The organism is Pseudoalteromonas sp. SG45-2, from assembly GCF_014164115.1.
In the GTDB taxonomy this organism is placed as follows: Bacteria; Pseudomonadota; Gammaproteobacteria; order Enterobacterales; family Alteromonadaceae; genus Pseudoalteromonas; species Pseudoalteromonas distincta.
In genome coordinates this window covers 181,573-195,562 of record NZ_JACJEO010000004.1, presented here as the reverse complement: position 1 = coordinate 195,562, position 13,990 = coordinate 181,573, and the positions used below count along the sequence as shown (strand labels likewise).

Below are 13,990 nucleotides of genomic sequence, written 5' to 3'. Positions count from 1 at the left end.
CCTAAGTGGCGCTTATTGTTCAAAAATTCGGTGGCACTTCGGTCGGCTCAATAGAGAGAATTGAAGCGGTCGCCGACCTTGTTGTAAAAACCAGACAACAAGGACATCAAGTGGTTGTGGTGCTCTCGGCTATGTCGGGAGAAACCAACCGCTTAATTAATCTCGCCAAACAAATCGATACTCGCCCGAGTAGCCGTGAACTAGATGTACTTATTAGCACCGGAGAGCAGGTTTCTGTATCACTACTTGCTATGGCTATTATAAAACGTGGCCACTCTGCTGTGAGCCTATTAGCCGATCAAGTCAATATTTTAACCGATAACATGTTTGGTAAAGCTCGTATTGCAGAGGTTGCTGCTACGCGTTTGAAGCATGAGCTTGAGCATAATCGTATTGCTATTATTGCTGGGTTTCAGGGGCGTGATATTGAGGGCAATATTACAACGCTTGGGCGCGGCGGTACCGATACATCGGCTGTGGAAATAGCTGCGGCTATAAAAGCTGACGAATGCCAGATCTATACAGACGTTGACGGCGTATATACTACAGATCCTCGTGTTGAACCTAACGCGCGCAGAATGAGCCAAGTTACCTTTGCCGAAATGCTAGAACTGGCAAGTTTAGGGGCGAAAGTTTTGCATATTCGCTCAGTAGAAGCCGCAGGAAAACATAATGTGCCACTTAGGGTGCTTTCGAGCTTTAATCCCGATGAAGGTACATTAATAAGCTTTGAGGAGAACGATATGCCAAGCAAGGTTGTATCGGGGATTGCGTTTAATCGTGACGAATGTTTAATTAAGGTACAAGGTGTACCAACGGGCACGCAATATCTTTCAAAAATATTGAAACTTTTTGCCGAAAATGGCATCGAAATAGATATGATTAATCAAGTTAATCATAACTTTGAAAAAATAGACTATGCTTTTACTGTGCACTCGAATGATTATCTGCAAGCACTTGAATTATTGAGTGAAGATCAAGCTCAGCTCAGTGCTCAAAATATAAGCGGATTGCAAGCGGTAGCTAAAGTTTCTGCTGTTGGCATGGGTATGAAATCACATTCTGGTGTCGCTAGTTTATTTTTTGATGCATTAGCGCAGGAAAATATTAATGTGGTTTTAGTCTCGACTTCAGAGATTAAAATTTCAGTTTTAATAGATGAAAAGTACTTAGAGTTGGCTGTTCGTGCATTACACAAGGCATTTTTAACAGAAAATGGATAGATTGCGAGTTTTTACTTACTTTTCAGTCTAATTTTCATTAGTATGTTTAAGCGGAATCTTATAATTTTTATTGGAACATGGGAGCAAGAGAATGCTAATACTAACTCGTAGAGTAGGTGAAACCCTAATGATTGGTGACGAAGTAACAGTTACTGTTCTAGGTGTTAAAGGAAATCAAGTTCGAATCGGTGTTAATGCACCAAAAGACGTATCAGTGCATCGTGAAGAGATTTATATGCGCATACAAGCTGAAAAGTCGAACCCTAATCCGGGCAATGCTTAATCAACACGTATACGTAGTTGAGTAATTAACTCAACTAGACTAAAAGCCACTCACTGAGTGGCTTTTTTGTTTATAAAAGCGAGTGTTTCAGGACTAAGTATTTGTTTTGATATGTACTGCATGCCGCTTTTGTTTTTAATAATAATACCTTGTTGGGTGTCTATTACTTCGCTTATATTTTGCCATTCTAATTGATAGCTTTTGTAATGATTAGCAGATTTAATACCTTCTTCATCAAAGGTAAGTGTTACCTCAGAGCCTGATGCTCTGCTGAGCATTTGTCTGGTTACCCACCATGGTCTGCGATAGTAAAAAGCGACGCACTCGAGTACCGCTAACATGATCATAAACGATCCTAAGTAATGATCGTCTAAAACATAAATGCCAAATAGACCAAGCGCAACTAACAACACAAGTAAAAAGTATTTAGGTTTTGCACGCTTACTATAAGGGAGTGACTCATCAAAACACTCGTAAAAGTAGGGTTTATCTAATGTGTAGGTGGTTGTGAATGCCATTTTGCCTTGCTTTAAATATCGTTTTTTTTATTTTAACAAGCTAACTGCTAAATGAGCAGCTTTATAGTCAGTGATTTTATTACTGGCACAAAAAAACGGCTCGAAAGCCGTTTTTTTTAGCGGTACAAGAAGAATTAACAGTTAGTTTCTTCAGCGTTCACGCCTTCTTTAACATTTTCACATGCATCTTCAACAGAGTTTTGCACATCAGTTACTGCTTCGTCGATACGTTCGCCAGCATCTTCTGCATGGTTGTCTTCACAACCCATCATGAAAAAACCTGCAAATACTGCGATTAGTGCTGCTTTTAAAGTTGTAGAGTTCATAGTGTAATTCCTTGTAAGTATTAATTAAATTTTAGTGTTTGTTAGATGAATGCTTTATCTACCTGGGTGATTTACCACGTAGTGCACCTGAAACTAATGAAATCACTAAAAGTACTAAAAAGATAAAAAATATAATTTTTGCTATACCAGCTGCGGCACCTGCGATGCCACCAAAACCTAACACTGCAGCGATTAAAGCAATAACTAAAAATGTAATTGTCCAGCGTAACATTGTTTTCTCCTTGGTTATCAAATTTGCTCATAATAACTAATGCCAGTTATATGCCAAAATTTATTTGGCATAAATATCAATTAGTTATGGGTTTTTGCTGTTATTCTAGCTATTAGTTGGTTAGTAACTTTTACGCTTTGTTATGTAAGTTATTCACACTGTTGCAAATAACTGCTAAATGTTCACTAAATAAACTTATTTTGGTAAGACCAATTAACAATTGGTGTGTGGCTTTGCATTTTATATTAAGAATTAGTGTTTATTTTTACTTAGCTTGATAGTTAATTAACAACTTCCATATAACTATTAGCTATAGTCGTTATTTCTTGTATGTATTGTAGAGCGCGTGATTGCTGAGTTATGGCATGTAAATTAATTGAGTGTTATGTTATTTATTGTTTAATTGGTTTTACCAATTTACAAGATGTAGACAAAGCGATTAGTTTTGTTATTATCCAGTGAATAAATATTTAATTAAATCGATTTTTTATTTTCGATATGGGTTTCAAGGGGAGAAAAATGGATATAGGTGCTCTACTCACAACGGCTGGTAACTTAATGCTTACTGGCATGGTTGGGGTGTTTGTATTTCTGTCGATATTAATTGGTGCAGTAACGCTTATGTCTAATTTGGTGACGCGCTTTAGCGAACCTGACGTGGCGACACCAGTTAAATCACCATCTTTTAAATCTCAAGGTGTGCCTAATGAGCACATCGCTGCTATTAGTGCTGCCATTGCTCAGTACAAATCAAATAATAAATAAGGGGCACACACATGGCTAAATTAAAATTAACAGAATTGGTATTACGCGATGCTCACCAATCATTATTAGCAACGCGTATGCGCCTAGACGATATGCTACCGATTGCTAGCAAATTAGACGATGCGGGTTATTGGTCTATTGAATCGTGGGGCGGTGCTACATTTGACTCGTGTATTCGTTATTTAGGCGAAGATCCTTGGGAGCGTATTCGTGCACTTAAAAAAGCGATGCCTAATACTAAACAGCAAATGCTATTACGCGGTCAAAACTTATTAGGTTACCGCCATTACGCTGATGACGTAGTTGAAAAGTTTGTAGAACGTGCACATAAAAATGGCGTTGATGTATTTCGTATATTTGATGCAATGAACGATGTACGTAACCTAGAAACAGCTATTAAAGCGGCTGTAAAAGTAGGCGCTCACGCTCAAGGTACTATTTCGTACACAGTTAGCCCAGTTCATACACTTGATATGTGGCTAACTCTTGCAAAGCAGCTTGAAGATATGGGTTGTCACTCAATTTGTATTAAAGATATGGCGGGTTTATTAAAGCCGTACGATGCTGAAAAACTAATTAAAGCACTTAAAGAAACTGTATCTATTCCAATTGCTATGCAGTGCCACGCTACAACAGGTTTAAGTACTGCTACTTACCAAAAAGCAATTGATGCTGGTATTGATATGCTCGATACCGCTATTTCATCAATGAGTATGACTTATGGACATTCCGCAACTGAAACTATTGTATCGATAGTTGAAGGGACTGAGCGTGATACTGAGCTTGATTTAAACCACCTAGAAGAAATTGCTGCTTACTTTAGAGATGTACGTAAAAAATATGCGGCATTTGAAGGTAGCTTAAAAGGGGTTGATGGGCGCATTTTATTAGCTCAAGTACCTGGTGGCATGCTTACAAACATGGAAAACCAACTTAAAGAGCAAGGCGCAGCCGATAAGCTTAATGAGGTTTTACTTGAGATCCCACGTGTACGTGAAGATCTTGGCTTTTTACCTTTAGTAACACCAACGTCGCAAATTGTTGGCACTCAAGCGGTACTTAATGTGCTAACGGGTGAGCGTTATAAAACAATTACTAAAGAAACTGCTGGCGTATTAAAAGGTGAATATGGCTTAACACCAGCACCAATGAATAAAGAGCTACAAGAGCGCGTGCTTGATGGAGCGGAAGTTATTACTTGTCGCCCTGCTGATAACATTGCACCTGAGCTTGCAACGCTTGAAGCTGAGTTATTAAAAGAAGCACAAGAGCAAGGTTTAACACTTGCTGATGATCAAATTGATGACGTATTAACTTATGCATTATTTCCACAAGTTGGTTTGAAGTTTATTAAAAACCGCAACAACCCAGATGCATTTGAGCCAGTACCTTCTGTTGAAGATAAAAGCAGTAAAGCACCTTCTAAATCAGTTTCAAATAATAACAAAGTGAAGGCTGAGCAATACAGCGTAAAAGTAGATGGTAAAGTTTATGACGTAGTCGTAGCGCAAGGTGGTGAACTTAAAGAAGTAACATTAAAAGACTCTGAGCACATTCCTCAATCTGCTTCGGTTGCATCAGGTGAAACACTTAACGCGCCTCTAGCCGGTAATATTTTTAAGATTAAGGTAAAAGCTGGGCAAGTTGTTAACGAAGGCGATGTAGTGATTATTATGGAAGCCATGAAAATGGAAACTGAAATACGCGCTACGCATACCGGAACAATTGCTGAAGTGTTAGTTAGTGAAGGCGATGCTGTAACTACCGGCGACGCTATGATTGCATTAGCTTAGGAGTAAATAGAGGATGGAAGGTATTTTAAACCTCTGGAATGCGACAGGCATTGCTAACTTTACAATCCCATCGTTAATAATGATTGCGGTAGGGTGTTTATTACTGTTTTTAGCGATAGCTAAAGGCTTTGAACCACTATTATTACTACCTATTGGTTTTGGTGCAATTTTAACAAATGTACCAGTGGCAGGTTTGTCAGACCCAGGTGGGCTTTTGTACTACGTTTATTATGTGGGTATTGATACGGGGATTTTTCCGCTGTTGATATTTATGGGAGTAGGGGCGCTGACCGACTTTAGCGCACTTATTGCAAACCCACGTATGTTGTTATTAGGTGCGGCTGCACAGTTTGGTATTTTTGCTACATTGTTTGGCGCTATATTACTTAACTATGTGCCAGGTTTTGAATTTACTCTACAGGACGCATCGGCTATTGCCATTATAGGTGGTGCCGATGGGCCAACAGCAATATTTTTAGCATCAAAACTGGCACCTGATTTACTAGGCGCAATAGCAGTAGCTGCGTATTCATATATGGCACTTGTGCCAATTATTCAGCCGCCAATTATGCGTGCACTAACAACCCCAGAAGAGCGTAAAATAAAAATGCCAGAGCTTCGCAAAGTATCTAAAAAGGAAAAGATTATTTTTCCACTTATGGTGCTTAGTTTAACGGCTATGTTTTTACCGGCTGCTATACCGCTTGTAGGTATGTTTTGTTTAGGTAACTTAATGCGAGAGTCGGGTGTTGTTGATAGATTAAGTAACAGTGCTCAAAACGAAATCATCAATGTTACAACTATATTTTTAGGCTTAGCTGTTGGTTCAAAGCTTGCTGCAGATAAGTTTTTAACTGTTGAGACGATTGGTATTTTAGTGCTTGGCGCACTGGCTTTTGCAATTGGTACGGCATCTGGCGTATTTATGGCAAAAGGACTTAACCGAATATCTAAAACGCCTATAAATCCATTAATTGGGGCGGCAGGTGTATCGGCTGTGCCAATGGCGGCACGTGTAGTTAATAAAGTTGGCCTTGAAAGTAACCCACATAACTTTTTACTTATGCATGCAATGGGACCCAACGTAGCGGGTGTACTTGGTAGTGCAGTTGCTGCGGGTATTTTATTAGCACTTGTTGGCTAAAAATGTAATTTAAAATAGATTAACCATTAAGCGCAGTTTACTGCGCTTTTTTTTTGTTCTTAATTTCTTCACCGCTAAATGGTTTCTTGTTCAGCACTTTTTGTTTACAGTAACAGCTCTTCAACATTTTAAGGATAGTTATCATGCTTCACACGCCTTTAGCAAAGCACTTGCCTCACGTTAGTAAACTTGTATTTGGATGTATGGGTCTGGGAGGCGGTTGGAATAAAGACGCAATCACTGATGCACATGTTAAGCAAGCTCATGAATGTATAGATAACGCCATTGAAGGTGGTATTAATTTTTTTGACCATGCTGATATTTATACTTTTGGTAAAGCAGAGCAGGTTTTTGGTAAAGCATTAAGTGAGCGGCCAGAGCTTAGAGAGCACATGTATATTCAATCTAAGTGTGGGATTCGATTTGAAGATGACTTAGGGCCAAAGCGTTATGATTTTTCCCAAAAGTGGATTGAGCAGTCAGTTGAAGCATCATTAAAACGATTAAATACAGATTATTTAGACGTACTTATGCTGCATCGCCCTGATCCACTCATGGAAGTTAACGAAATTGCTCGCATATTTAGTTGCTTAAAAGAAAGCGGTAAAGTGCGCAATTTTGCAGTATCGAATATGCAGCAGCACCAAATGAACTTTTTACAACACGCACTTGATATGCCAATTGTTGCTAATCAAATTGAGGCTAGTTTGCAAAAACATCAGTTTGTTGATGAAGGTGTATATGCCGGTAACAGTGACGGTAAAGATCTTAATTTTACGCCAGGTAGTATTGAGTACTGTCGTCATTTTGAAATCCAAATTCAAAGCTGGGGTAGTTTATGCCAAGGCTTGTACAGCGGTAGTGATTTATCAAACGCATCTCAGGCAGATATCAACACCAGTCTTTTAGTTAATAAGCTGGCTGCACTTTATGAAACCTCTGCTGAGGCAATTGTACTTGCATGGTTGCTTCGCCATCCCGCATCTATTCAGCCAATTATTGGAACAACTAATGCTAAACGGATTAAAGCCTCTTGTGATGCTGTAAACGTAGAGCTAACTCGTGAGCATTGGTATGCACTTTATGTAAGCGCTAAAGGCCACGAATTACCATAAGTAGGGCGTTAATATGAACATATTCGTTATTTTAATTGGTTTGTTTGTTGCGCTGGCGATACTTATACCCTTGCTTGAAAAGTATCAAAGTAAAATAGGGCTCAACGGCGCAACCAAATACAGTAAATATATTTGGCCATTAGTGATGGTGTCTTTAGTTATTCAGCTCATTTATGTACTGATGTACTAATGGTTTATAGCGTATACAAAAAAGCCTTTGCAGGTTAAACCTGCAAAGGCTTTTTTAATGTTTATTGATAAACTTTATTTAAGTGCTAACTGTAGCTCGCGATTGCGCTCAAGCTGGGCAATAAAGTTATCAGCAATAGGTTTAAACTTGGCAAGTTCTGAGCGAGGTAATGGCTCTGACTTAGGAAGTTTTACAGTTTTAGGATTACGGTGAACGCCATTTACTAAAAATTCATAGTGCAAATGTGCACCAGTAACACGACCTGTAGAACCTACAGTACCAATTTGTTGGCCCTGTTTAACTTTTTGGCCCGTTTTAACTAGCTTCTTATTTAGGTGTAAGTACTTAGTTACATATTGCGTGCCATGGCTAATAAATACGTAGTTACCGTTGTACTTGCTGTAACCGGCTTTAATTACTTTACCGTTACCAGATGCAACAACAGGTGTGCCAGTGCGTGCAGCAAAGTCGATACCACGGTGCGCTCTAACTTGCCCAGTAACAGGGTGTAAGCGGCGAGGATTAAAGCTCGAACTAATATACTTAAAGCTTACAGGCGCACGTAAAAATGCTTTTTTCATGCTACGCCCTTCAGGCGTATAAAAATTGCCGTCGGTATGGCGAATAGCTGCAAAGCGCTGACCTTGGTTTACAAATTCAGCTGCAATAATTTTACCAGTACCAATAAACTCGCCATCAACATAGTGAGACTCGTAAATTAAGCCAAATACATCGCCTTTACGAATGTCGTTTGCAAAATCAACATCCCAACCAAATATGTCAGCAAAGTTCATTATTTGGCGTTCGCTTAAACCTGCTGCAATTGCTGAAGTCCAAAAATTGTTAGATATTTCGCCGCCAGCGGTTTTGGTTAGCGTTTCAATTTCTTTGCTATCAATAGCTGTATCGTAATTACCTTCTTCGTTTAAGGTAACAAATAAAGTATCGGTTTTTGAGATCACATAGCGCAGTTGAGCTAAGGAGCCATCTTCAGCTGTCGCAAAACTAAGTATTTCACCTGGGTGAATTTTAGTCAGCTTGCGAGTCTCAGCATTAGTGTTAATTAGTTTATGAAGCGTTTGAGCCGAAAAACCAGCACGCTTAAAGATAATTGCTAAATTGTCGCCATTTTTAACTTTATGATCGACAAAGTCGTATTCTGGTAACTTTTCTGCTGCTTGCTCTGAATTTAACTCAGTTAATTTTTCGTTGTTATCAACTTTAACTTGTAACTCATAGCGCTTACCAATTTCTAGTGCATTTACACTATTGTCTTTGGATGCAGTGGCTTTTTCAGAAGGAAGAAAGGCTAAGCCAACAATAGCAGAAACCAAACCTAGAATAAGCAATTTGTGTTTTTTGGGGAGCGTGTGAACCACGTGAACCATAACGTGCCTTTTTCTGCTGTCAAGATAATAAATACATAATATTGCAGGATATACTTAATAATGTACGAATACTAGTGTTTTGTAGATTTAAACTGACCTTAAACTACGCTAAAATCGGGCTTAGAAAGCCTTTTTTAACGCTCTACCTAGCTAAGACTCAATTGATTTAGTTTAGTTGCATGAATCACTTAAAAAGTTGTTTTAATTAGGTAGAAATTTGTTATGTTAGCTACATCTATTTATTCGGTTTAAACCTTTATTAAACCGTGACTACGCAAGTAACTAGTCGCCCCTTCGTCGGCAGAATTTTGGAGTAATACACAGTGGATTTACAAACCGCTCTAGCAGAGATAAAACGCGGTGCAGAAGAAATATTAATTGAAGACGAACTAGTTGAAAAACTAAAGTCGGGCAAGAAGCTAAAAATAAAAGCAGGCTTTGATCCTACAGCGCCTGATTTACACTTAGGACACACTGTACTAATTAATAAAATGAAAACCTTTCAGGATTTAGGTCATGAGGTTATTTTCTTAATTGGTGACTTTACTGGCATGATTGGTGACCCAACGGGGAAAAACGTAACGCGTAAACCACTTACTCGTGAAGACGTACTAGCCAATGCCGAAACATATAAAGAACAAGTATTCAAAATTCTAGATCCTGCTAAAACCACTGTTGCATTTAACTCTACTTGGATGGAAAAGTTAGGCGCTGCAGGCATGATTAAACTTGCTGCAAACCAAACCGTAGCACGTATGCTTGAACGTGATGACTTTAAAAAGCGTTATGGAAGCGGCCAACCAATTGCAATTCATGAGTTTTTATATCCACTGGTACAAGGTTGGGATTCGGTTGCACTAGAGTCAGATGTTGAACTAGGTGGTACTGATCAGCGCTTTAACTTGTTAATGGGCCGTGAGCTACAAAAAGTAGAAGGTCAAAAGCCGCAAACAGTATTAATGATGCCATTACTTGAAGGTACTGACGGCGTTCAAAAAATGTCTAAGTCGCTTGGTAACTACATTGGTATTACTGATGCACCTAACGATATGTTTGGTAAAATAATGTCAATTAGTGATGTGCTAATGTGGCGTTACTACGACTTATTAAGTGCGCTTTCTATTGAAGAAATTGCAGCTCAAAAAGAACGTGTTGAGCAAGGTACGAATCCGCGCGATATTAAAATTGAACTAGCTAAAGAGCTAATTGCTCGTTTTCATAGTGAAGCTGATGCACAAGGTGCACATGATGATTTTATTCAGCGTTTTCAGAAAAAAGCGTTACCAGATGAAATCCCACAGCTAACAATCACTATTGCAGAAGATACTATTTTAATTGCTAACTTGCTTAAAGAAGCAAATTTAGTAGTAAGTACATCAGAAGCAATGCGTATGATTAAGCAAGGTGCAGTTAAACTTAACGGTGAAGATAAAATCACTGATACCAAACTTGAAATAGCAAAAGGCACAACGGCTATTTACCAAGTAGGTAAACGTAAGTTTGCAAATATTACTGTAGCTTAAGCACATTTTAAAAACTAAAAAACCAGCCTCGGCTGGTTTTTTTTGTGCTCGTATTTTGAGCCCTTTAAATCAATTTTAATATTTCAATGCTGGCTATTACTAACAACCAAAATACACGGGCCTGATTTAACCTATTAATTATTACAGGTACATCCTCGGGTGTAGGTAGTCTATCAGTGCCAATACGCATTTTATTAAAGCGAGTACCTAAATAAACTGCAGGCCCGCCCAACTGCACGCCAAGTGATGCAGAACATGTGCTTAAGAGCCAGCCTGTATTTGTTTGATAAAAATGCCTGCCATAATGCTTTATATAATGCATGCTTTGTTTGCTTGCTCGACTTGCTGCAATAGTTAAAGCGAGTAAGCGCATGGGAATGTATTCAATAATAAACAAGAGTGTTTTAAGCGGTTTTAAAAAGTAACTATTTGGGGGGATATCACTACGCCATGCTTGTTGTATTAAGGTAAGTAACCGATAGGCAAGGGCAGCAATAGGACCAAATGCTAAAAATATAAATATGACTACGAAATAGTATCGAGCAGTGCGCAGTATTAAGCTCTCAGTTAATGCTTTGATAATACCAGCAGATGAAAGCCTATTAACTTCACGGGCAAGCAGTGGCTTTAGTAATTCGCGCGCTGTGGATTTTTGATTTTGTTTAGTTAGCTTTGCAATGCGAAGTGCTTTTTTATCAATGCTCTTACTTTCTAAGCATAAGTATAAAATAAGGCCAGCGAGTAATTCAGGATAAAAAGCAAACTCGAGTAGCAACACTACAATAATGAGAATGACACTTAAAATAAGTGAGCTTGCGAGTATAGCTGCCAAATATTGATAGCTTTTAGGTTCTTTGCTTTTGTATATACGTTTGCCAATAGCACTAAAAACAGCATTTAACGCCGTATTAGGATGATACCAGCTAATAAGGGGAATAAAGCGCTCAGCAAGGAGCGCTAGTATAAAGGCAATAAAGTCCAAGTGATTTTGAACAATATTGCTAAGCATTTACAGAGATACTGCTGTAAGCTTTTCTAAAAGTGCAACAACCATTTTAGATGAGTTGATTGATGCTGTTTCTAGGTATTCTTCAAATGATTGTGGTGACTCTTTACCAGCAATATCAGACATTGAGCGAATTACAACAAATGGTGTGTTTAGCGTAAAACACGTTTGTGCAATTGAAGCGCCTTCCATTTCAACAGCAAGCATTGTAGGAAAATCACTACGTGCTTTATCAATGCGTATAGGGTCACACATAAATGTGTCACCAGTACAAATTAAGCCAACGAGTGTTTTAACATCACTGATTTGTTCGATAGTTTGCTGTGCTGCTTCAACTAATTTAGGGTGTGCTGCAAAGCCTGCCGGCATTTGTGGTACTTGGCCAATTTCGTAGCCAAAAGCAGTTACGTCTACATCGTGGTGACGTACTTCTGACGAAATTACTACATCGCCAACACTAAGAGAAGGATCGAATCCACCGGCTGAGCCTGTGTTAATTATGCAATCAGGTTTGAAGTTATCGATCAGTAAGGTAGTTGCAATAGTTGATGCGACTTTACCAATACCAGATTGAACAAGTGTCACCGTGTTACCAGCCAACTCGCCAGTATAAAAAGTGAAACCTGCTTTAGTTAAAATTTGTGGGTTTTGCATAGCTTCACGTAAAATTTTAACTTCTGGCTCCATTGCGCCAATAATACCAACATTCATAAAGTTTAATTCCTGAGTTTGAATCACTTGATTATACGTGAAGTTAGCAATAAAAAACAAAAAAGCGAGCTTGTTTATGAGCTCGCTTTAAATACTTTTTAGGAGAGTATTTAATTCGTTTTTTAAATTTCAGCTAACGCGGTGGTTTGCGCTTTAGCTTGAGAAGGTGAAAGTACCGCTGGCTTATGTGAGCGATTACGAACAGGGCGCTGAGTTTGTGTTGCTGCAGGCTTACCAAGTTTAAACATAATTGCATCGCGTACTTCAGAAGGGCGGTAGCCCGATTTAACTTTCATACGAATATGTGGAATGCCCGCAGACTCTAGTGCACCGTTTACAAACCAGTCGCGTTGAGCTTTGTGGCCATCTTTGTTGGCATTGTTAACTAGGTCAACAGCAGCAATGATTGTTAGTTTTTCTTTATCGATTAAAACAAAGTCGAGTTGCTTATTTTTAGCTTTAGCTAAAGCAGCACGTTTAGACTTTACTGAAAGGCCTTGCTTACAGTCAATAACGTCGATTAACTTAACGCGACTAACAATTTTATATTGATCGCCAACAGCACGCTCTAGAAGATTTAAAAAAGCGCCTTCAACCTGCGTAAAAACAGTTTGCTTGCGAGTAAAAGGATACGGGTTTCCGCCATCGTCATTAAATTTTGACGCAACAACAGAGGCCCCGACAACTAATACTAGGATTAATAATAAAGCGAATTCCATACGGTAACTCCATAACAACAAATTGACACTGCTCAAACAAAGCAATTTACGTGCCTAAAAAGTATGGGTTATAAAATAATTACCGGCTGGTTTACAAGCAATAGCTACACAGCGATTAAGCTTTGTAGCCTCCTTTAATACCTTTTACTGCAATAGCTACAGCATCGTGTGCATGCAGTGACTCATAGTGGTTTATTTGCAGCCAATAATCACTGTAATGGTTTGCCTCTAGCAATGCTTTAATTTTACGCGCTGCATCTTCACAAAACATAAGGTTTTGACCATTCAAACGGGCAAATTCTTGCTCATCTTCACGTTTTACTGCTGCTTGTACTGGTGTTTTAAGCTCAGCTTCAAGAGTGTTAATTAGCGTAACTACGTCAAATTCTTGAATGTTGCTATCAAGCTTTACTTTTACGTTGGCAATAGAGCGCTGCGAGTGGGGAGTCGCTACAATACCTTGTGTAGTGCCTAGCCATTCGTGCACATCTTTTTGGCTCAACGTTTCTTGGTTAAACTTTTCGTTAAACGCGTTTTGTATAAGCTGGCGCGCAAGTGCAGCAGAGCATGGGCACGTTGAAGAATAAGTAACATCTACGGTTAGCTCGTAGCTAATAACGTTATTTTCAATTGTACTGGTAAGTACAACTGGGTAGCTTTTCCAGCCCGCTTTGCCACTTAATAGTGACTTACGGCGTAGCGGTAATTCAAATTTAAATTCAATTTGTGCTTTATTGCTCAGCCCTTCGTGGCTAGTTATAAAGGTATCGAGTGCCTGCGCTATTGTTTGCGGATTGACTTGCTGCTCGGTTGAAAGCAGATCAAGTGCCAAAAATAGACGTGACATATGAATGCCTTTGGCATCTTCTTTATGTAAATTTACAAATGCACGAGCTTTGGCGTTTACTGTAACTGGAGATAAGTCTCGGGATTCAAAAATAAATGGCAGTTCTATTTCGCCCATGCCAACCCAGTCTAATTTACCTGTTTGTAAAGCGGGTGCAGTGTCTGCTATATCTGGCATATTGGTTTGCATGTGCGCTACTCGTATTTT

General features: G+C 38.9%; 16 protein-coding genes. 8 read left to right on the top strand and 8 right to left on the bottom strand.

Annotated elements, in window-relative coordinates:
- Positions 1–5: 5 nt before the first annotated feature.
- Positions 6–1,223 (top strand): aspartate kinase, encoded by a 1,218-nt coding sequence (locus H5116_RS04105; protein ID WP_182715617.1) that lies wholly within the window; start codon positions 6–8, stop codon positions 1,221–1,223.
- Between the two features lie 91 nt (positions 1,224–1,314).
- Positions 1,315–1,506, top strand: a complete 192-nt coding sequence (csrA, locus tag H5116_RS04100; protein ID WP_004587515.1) for a carbon storage regulator CsrA — start codon at positions 1,315–1,317, stop codon at positions 1,504–1,506.
- A 50-nt stretch (positions 1,507–1,556) separates the two neighbouring features.
- Here the strand turns inward: csrA and H5116_RS04095 are convergent, their stop codons facing one another.
- From H5116_RS04095 to H5116_RS04085, 3 genes are all read right to left on the bottom strand, one after another.
- Positions 1,557–2,024, bottom strand: a complete 468-nt coding sequence (locus H5116_RS04095) for a YcxB family protein (protein WP_165744115.1) — start codon at positions 2,022–2,024, stop codon at positions 1,557–1,559.
- A gap of 134 nt (positions 2,025–2,158) precedes the next feature.
- The gene (locus H5116_RS04090) at positions 2,159–2,350 is read right to left on the bottom strand and encodes a hypothetical protein (protein WP_002961938.1); all 192 of its coding nucleotides are present in this window, start codon (positions 2,348–2,350) and stop codon (positions 2,159–2,161) included.
- A 58-nt stretch (positions 2,351–2,408) separates the two neighbouring features.
- Positions 2,409–2,582: a DUF1328 domain-containing protein gene (locus H5116_RS04085; RefSeq protein ID WP_002961939.1), complete on the bottom strand. Its 174-nt coding sequence runs from the start codon at positions 2,580–2,582 to the stop codon at positions 2,409–2,411.
- A gap of 519 nt (positions 2,583–3,101) precedes the next feature.
- Between H5116_RS04085 and H5116_RS04080 the strand changes: the two genes are divergently transcribed.
- The 5 genes from H5116_RS04080 (at position 3,102) to H5116_RS04060 (ending at position 7,589) form a co-directional block, all read left to right on the top strand.
- Positions 3,102–3,347 (top strand): OadG family protein, encoded by a 246-nt coding sequence (locus H5116_RS04080; RefSeq protein ID WP_002961940.1) that lies wholly within the window; start codon positions 3,102–3,104, stop codon positions 3,345–3,347.
- A gap of 11 nt (positions 3,348–3,358) precedes the next feature.
- Complete coding sequence (gene oadA, locus H5116_RS04075) at positions 3,359–5,140, top strand: sodium-extruding oxaloacetate decarboxylase subunit alpha (protein WP_149603191.1); 1,782 nt, start codon at positions 3,359–3,361, stop codon at positions 5,138–5,140.
- 13 nt (positions 5,141–5,153) lie between these two features.
- Positions 5,154–6,284: a sodium ion-translocating decarboxylase subunit beta gene (locus H5116_RS04070; RefSeq protein ID WP_002961942.1), complete on the top strand. Its 1,131-nt coding sequence runs from the start codon at positions 5,154–5,156 to the stop codon at positions 6,282–6,284.
- A 143-nt stretch (positions 6,285–6,427) separates the two neighbouring features.
- Positions 6,428–7,399: an aldo/keto reductase family oxidoreductase gene (locus tag H5116_RS04065; RefSeq protein ID WP_182682380.1), complete on the top strand. Its 972-nt coding sequence runs from the start codon at positions 6,428–6,430 to the stop codon at positions 7,397–7,399.
- 13 nt (positions 7,400–7,412) lie between these two features.
- Positions 7,413–7,589, top strand: a complete 177-nt coding sequence (locus H5116_RS04060) for a hypothetical protein (protein WP_007583822.1) — start codon at positions 7,413–7,415, stop codon at positions 7,587–7,589.
- 74 nt (positions 7,590–7,663) lie between these two features.
- Here the strand turns inward: H5116_RS04060 and H5116_RS04055 are convergent, their stop codons facing one another.
- A complete protein-coding gene (locus tag H5116_RS04055) occupies positions 7,664–8,977 on the bottom strand; it encodes a peptidoglycan DD-metalloendopeptidase family protein (protein WP_182715616.1) in 1,314 nt (437 codons plus the stop codon).
- Between the two features lie 323 nt (positions 8,978–9,300).
- On the opposite strand from H5116_RS04055, the gene tyrS reads away from it, so the two are divergent.
- Positions 9,301–10,500, top strand: coding sequence for a tyrosine--tRNA ligase (gene tyrS, locus H5116_RS04050; RefSeq protein WP_182715615.1), 1,200 nt, complete (start codon positions 9,301–9,303; stop codon positions 10,498–10,500).
- A 64-nt stretch (positions 10,501–10,564) separates the two neighbouring features.
- Here tyrS and H5116_RS04045 read toward each other — a convergent pair whose 3' ends face one another.
- The 4 genes from H5116_RS04045 to folE2 form a co-directional block, all read right to left on the bottom strand.
- The gene (locus tag H5116_RS04045; RefSeq protein WP_024597686.1) at positions 10,565–11,509 is read right to left on the bottom strand and encodes a regulatory signaling modulator protein AmpE; all 945 of its coding nucleotides are present in this window, start codon (positions 11,507–11,509) and stop codon (positions 10,565–10,567) included.
- A complete protein-coding gene (gene mtnN / locus H5116_RS04040; protein WP_024597687.1) occupies positions 11,510–12,217 on the bottom strand; it encodes a 5'-methylthioadenosine/S-adenosylhomocysteine nucleosidase in 708 nt (235 codons plus the stop codon).
- A gap of 122 nt (positions 12,218–12,339) precedes the next feature.
- Positions 12,340–12,936, bottom strand: coding sequence for a DUF2726 domain-containing protein (locus H5116_RS04035; RefSeq protein WP_002962552.1), 597 nt, complete (start codon positions 12,934–12,936; stop codon positions 12,340–12,342).
- A 115-nt stretch (positions 12,937–13,051) separates the two neighbouring features.
- Positions 13,052–13,972: a GTP cyclohydrolase FolE2 gene (gene folE2, locus H5116_RS04030; protein WP_024597688.1), complete on the bottom strand. Its 921-nt coding sequence runs from the start codon at positions 13,970–13,972 to the stop codon at positions 13,052–13,054.
- Positions 13,973–13,990: the final 18 nt, after the last annotated feature.

What these genes read in the sequence shown, in the direction of transcription:
- csrA (WP_004587515.1), top strand. Translation starts at nt 1,315, where the DNA reads ATGCTAATACTAACTCGTAGAGTAGGTGAAACCCTAATGATTGGTGAC.
- H5116_RS04095 (WP_165744115.1), bottom strand. Translation starts at nt 2,024, where the DNA reads ATGGCATTCACAACCACCTACACATTAGATAAACCCTACTTTTACGAG.
- H5116_RS04090 (WP_002961938.1), bottom strand. Translation starts at nt 2,350, where the DNA reads ATGAACTCTACAACTTTAAAAGCAGCACTAATCGCAGTATTTGCAGGT.
- H5116_RS04085 (WP_002961939.1), bottom strand. Translation starts at nt 2,582, where the DNA reads ATGTTACGCTGGACAATTACATTTTTAGTTATTGCTTTAATCGCTGCA.
- H5116_RS04080 (WP_002961940.1), top strand. Translation starts at nt 3,102, where the DNA reads ATGGATATAGGTGCTCTACTCACAACGGCTGGTAACTTAATGCTTACT.
- oadA (WP_149603191.1), top strand. Translation starts at nt 3,359, where the DNA reads ATGGCTAAATTAAAATTAACAGAATTGGTATTACGCGATGCTCACCAA.
- H5116_RS04070 (WP_002961942.1), top strand. Translation starts at nt 5,154, where the DNA reads ATGGAAGGTATTTTAAACCTCTGGAATGCGACAGGCATTGCTAACTTT.
- H5116_RS04065 (WP_182682380.1), top strand. Translation starts at nt 6,428, where the DNA reads ATGCTTCACACGCCTTTAGCAAAGCACTTGCCTCACGTTAGTAAACTT.
- H5116_RS04060 (WP_007583822.1), top strand. Translation starts at nt 7,413, where the DNA reads ATGAACATATTCGTTATTTTAATTGGTTTGTTTGTTGCGCTGGCGATA.
- H5116_RS04055 (WP_182715616.1), bottom strand. Translation starts at nt 8,977, where the DNA reads ATGGTTCACGTGGTTCACACGCTCCCCAAAAAACACAAATTGCTTATT.
- H5116_RS04045 (WP_024597686.1), bottom strand. Translation starts at nt 11,509, where the DNA reads ATGCTTAGCAATATTGTTCAAAATCACTTGGACTTTATTGCCTTTATA.
- mtnN (WP_024597687.1), bottom strand. Translation starts at nt 12,217, where the DNA reads ATGAATGTTGGTATTATTGGCGCAATGGAGCCAGAAGTTAAAATTTTA.
- H5116_RS04035 (WP_002962552.1), bottom strand. Translation starts at nt 12,936, where the DNA reads ATGGAATTCGCTTTATTATTAATCCTAGTATTAGTTGTCGGGGCCTCT.
- folE2 (WP_024597688.1), bottom strand. Translation starts at nt 13,972, where the DNA reads ATGCAAACCAATATGCCAGATATAGCAGACACTGCACCCGCTTTACAA.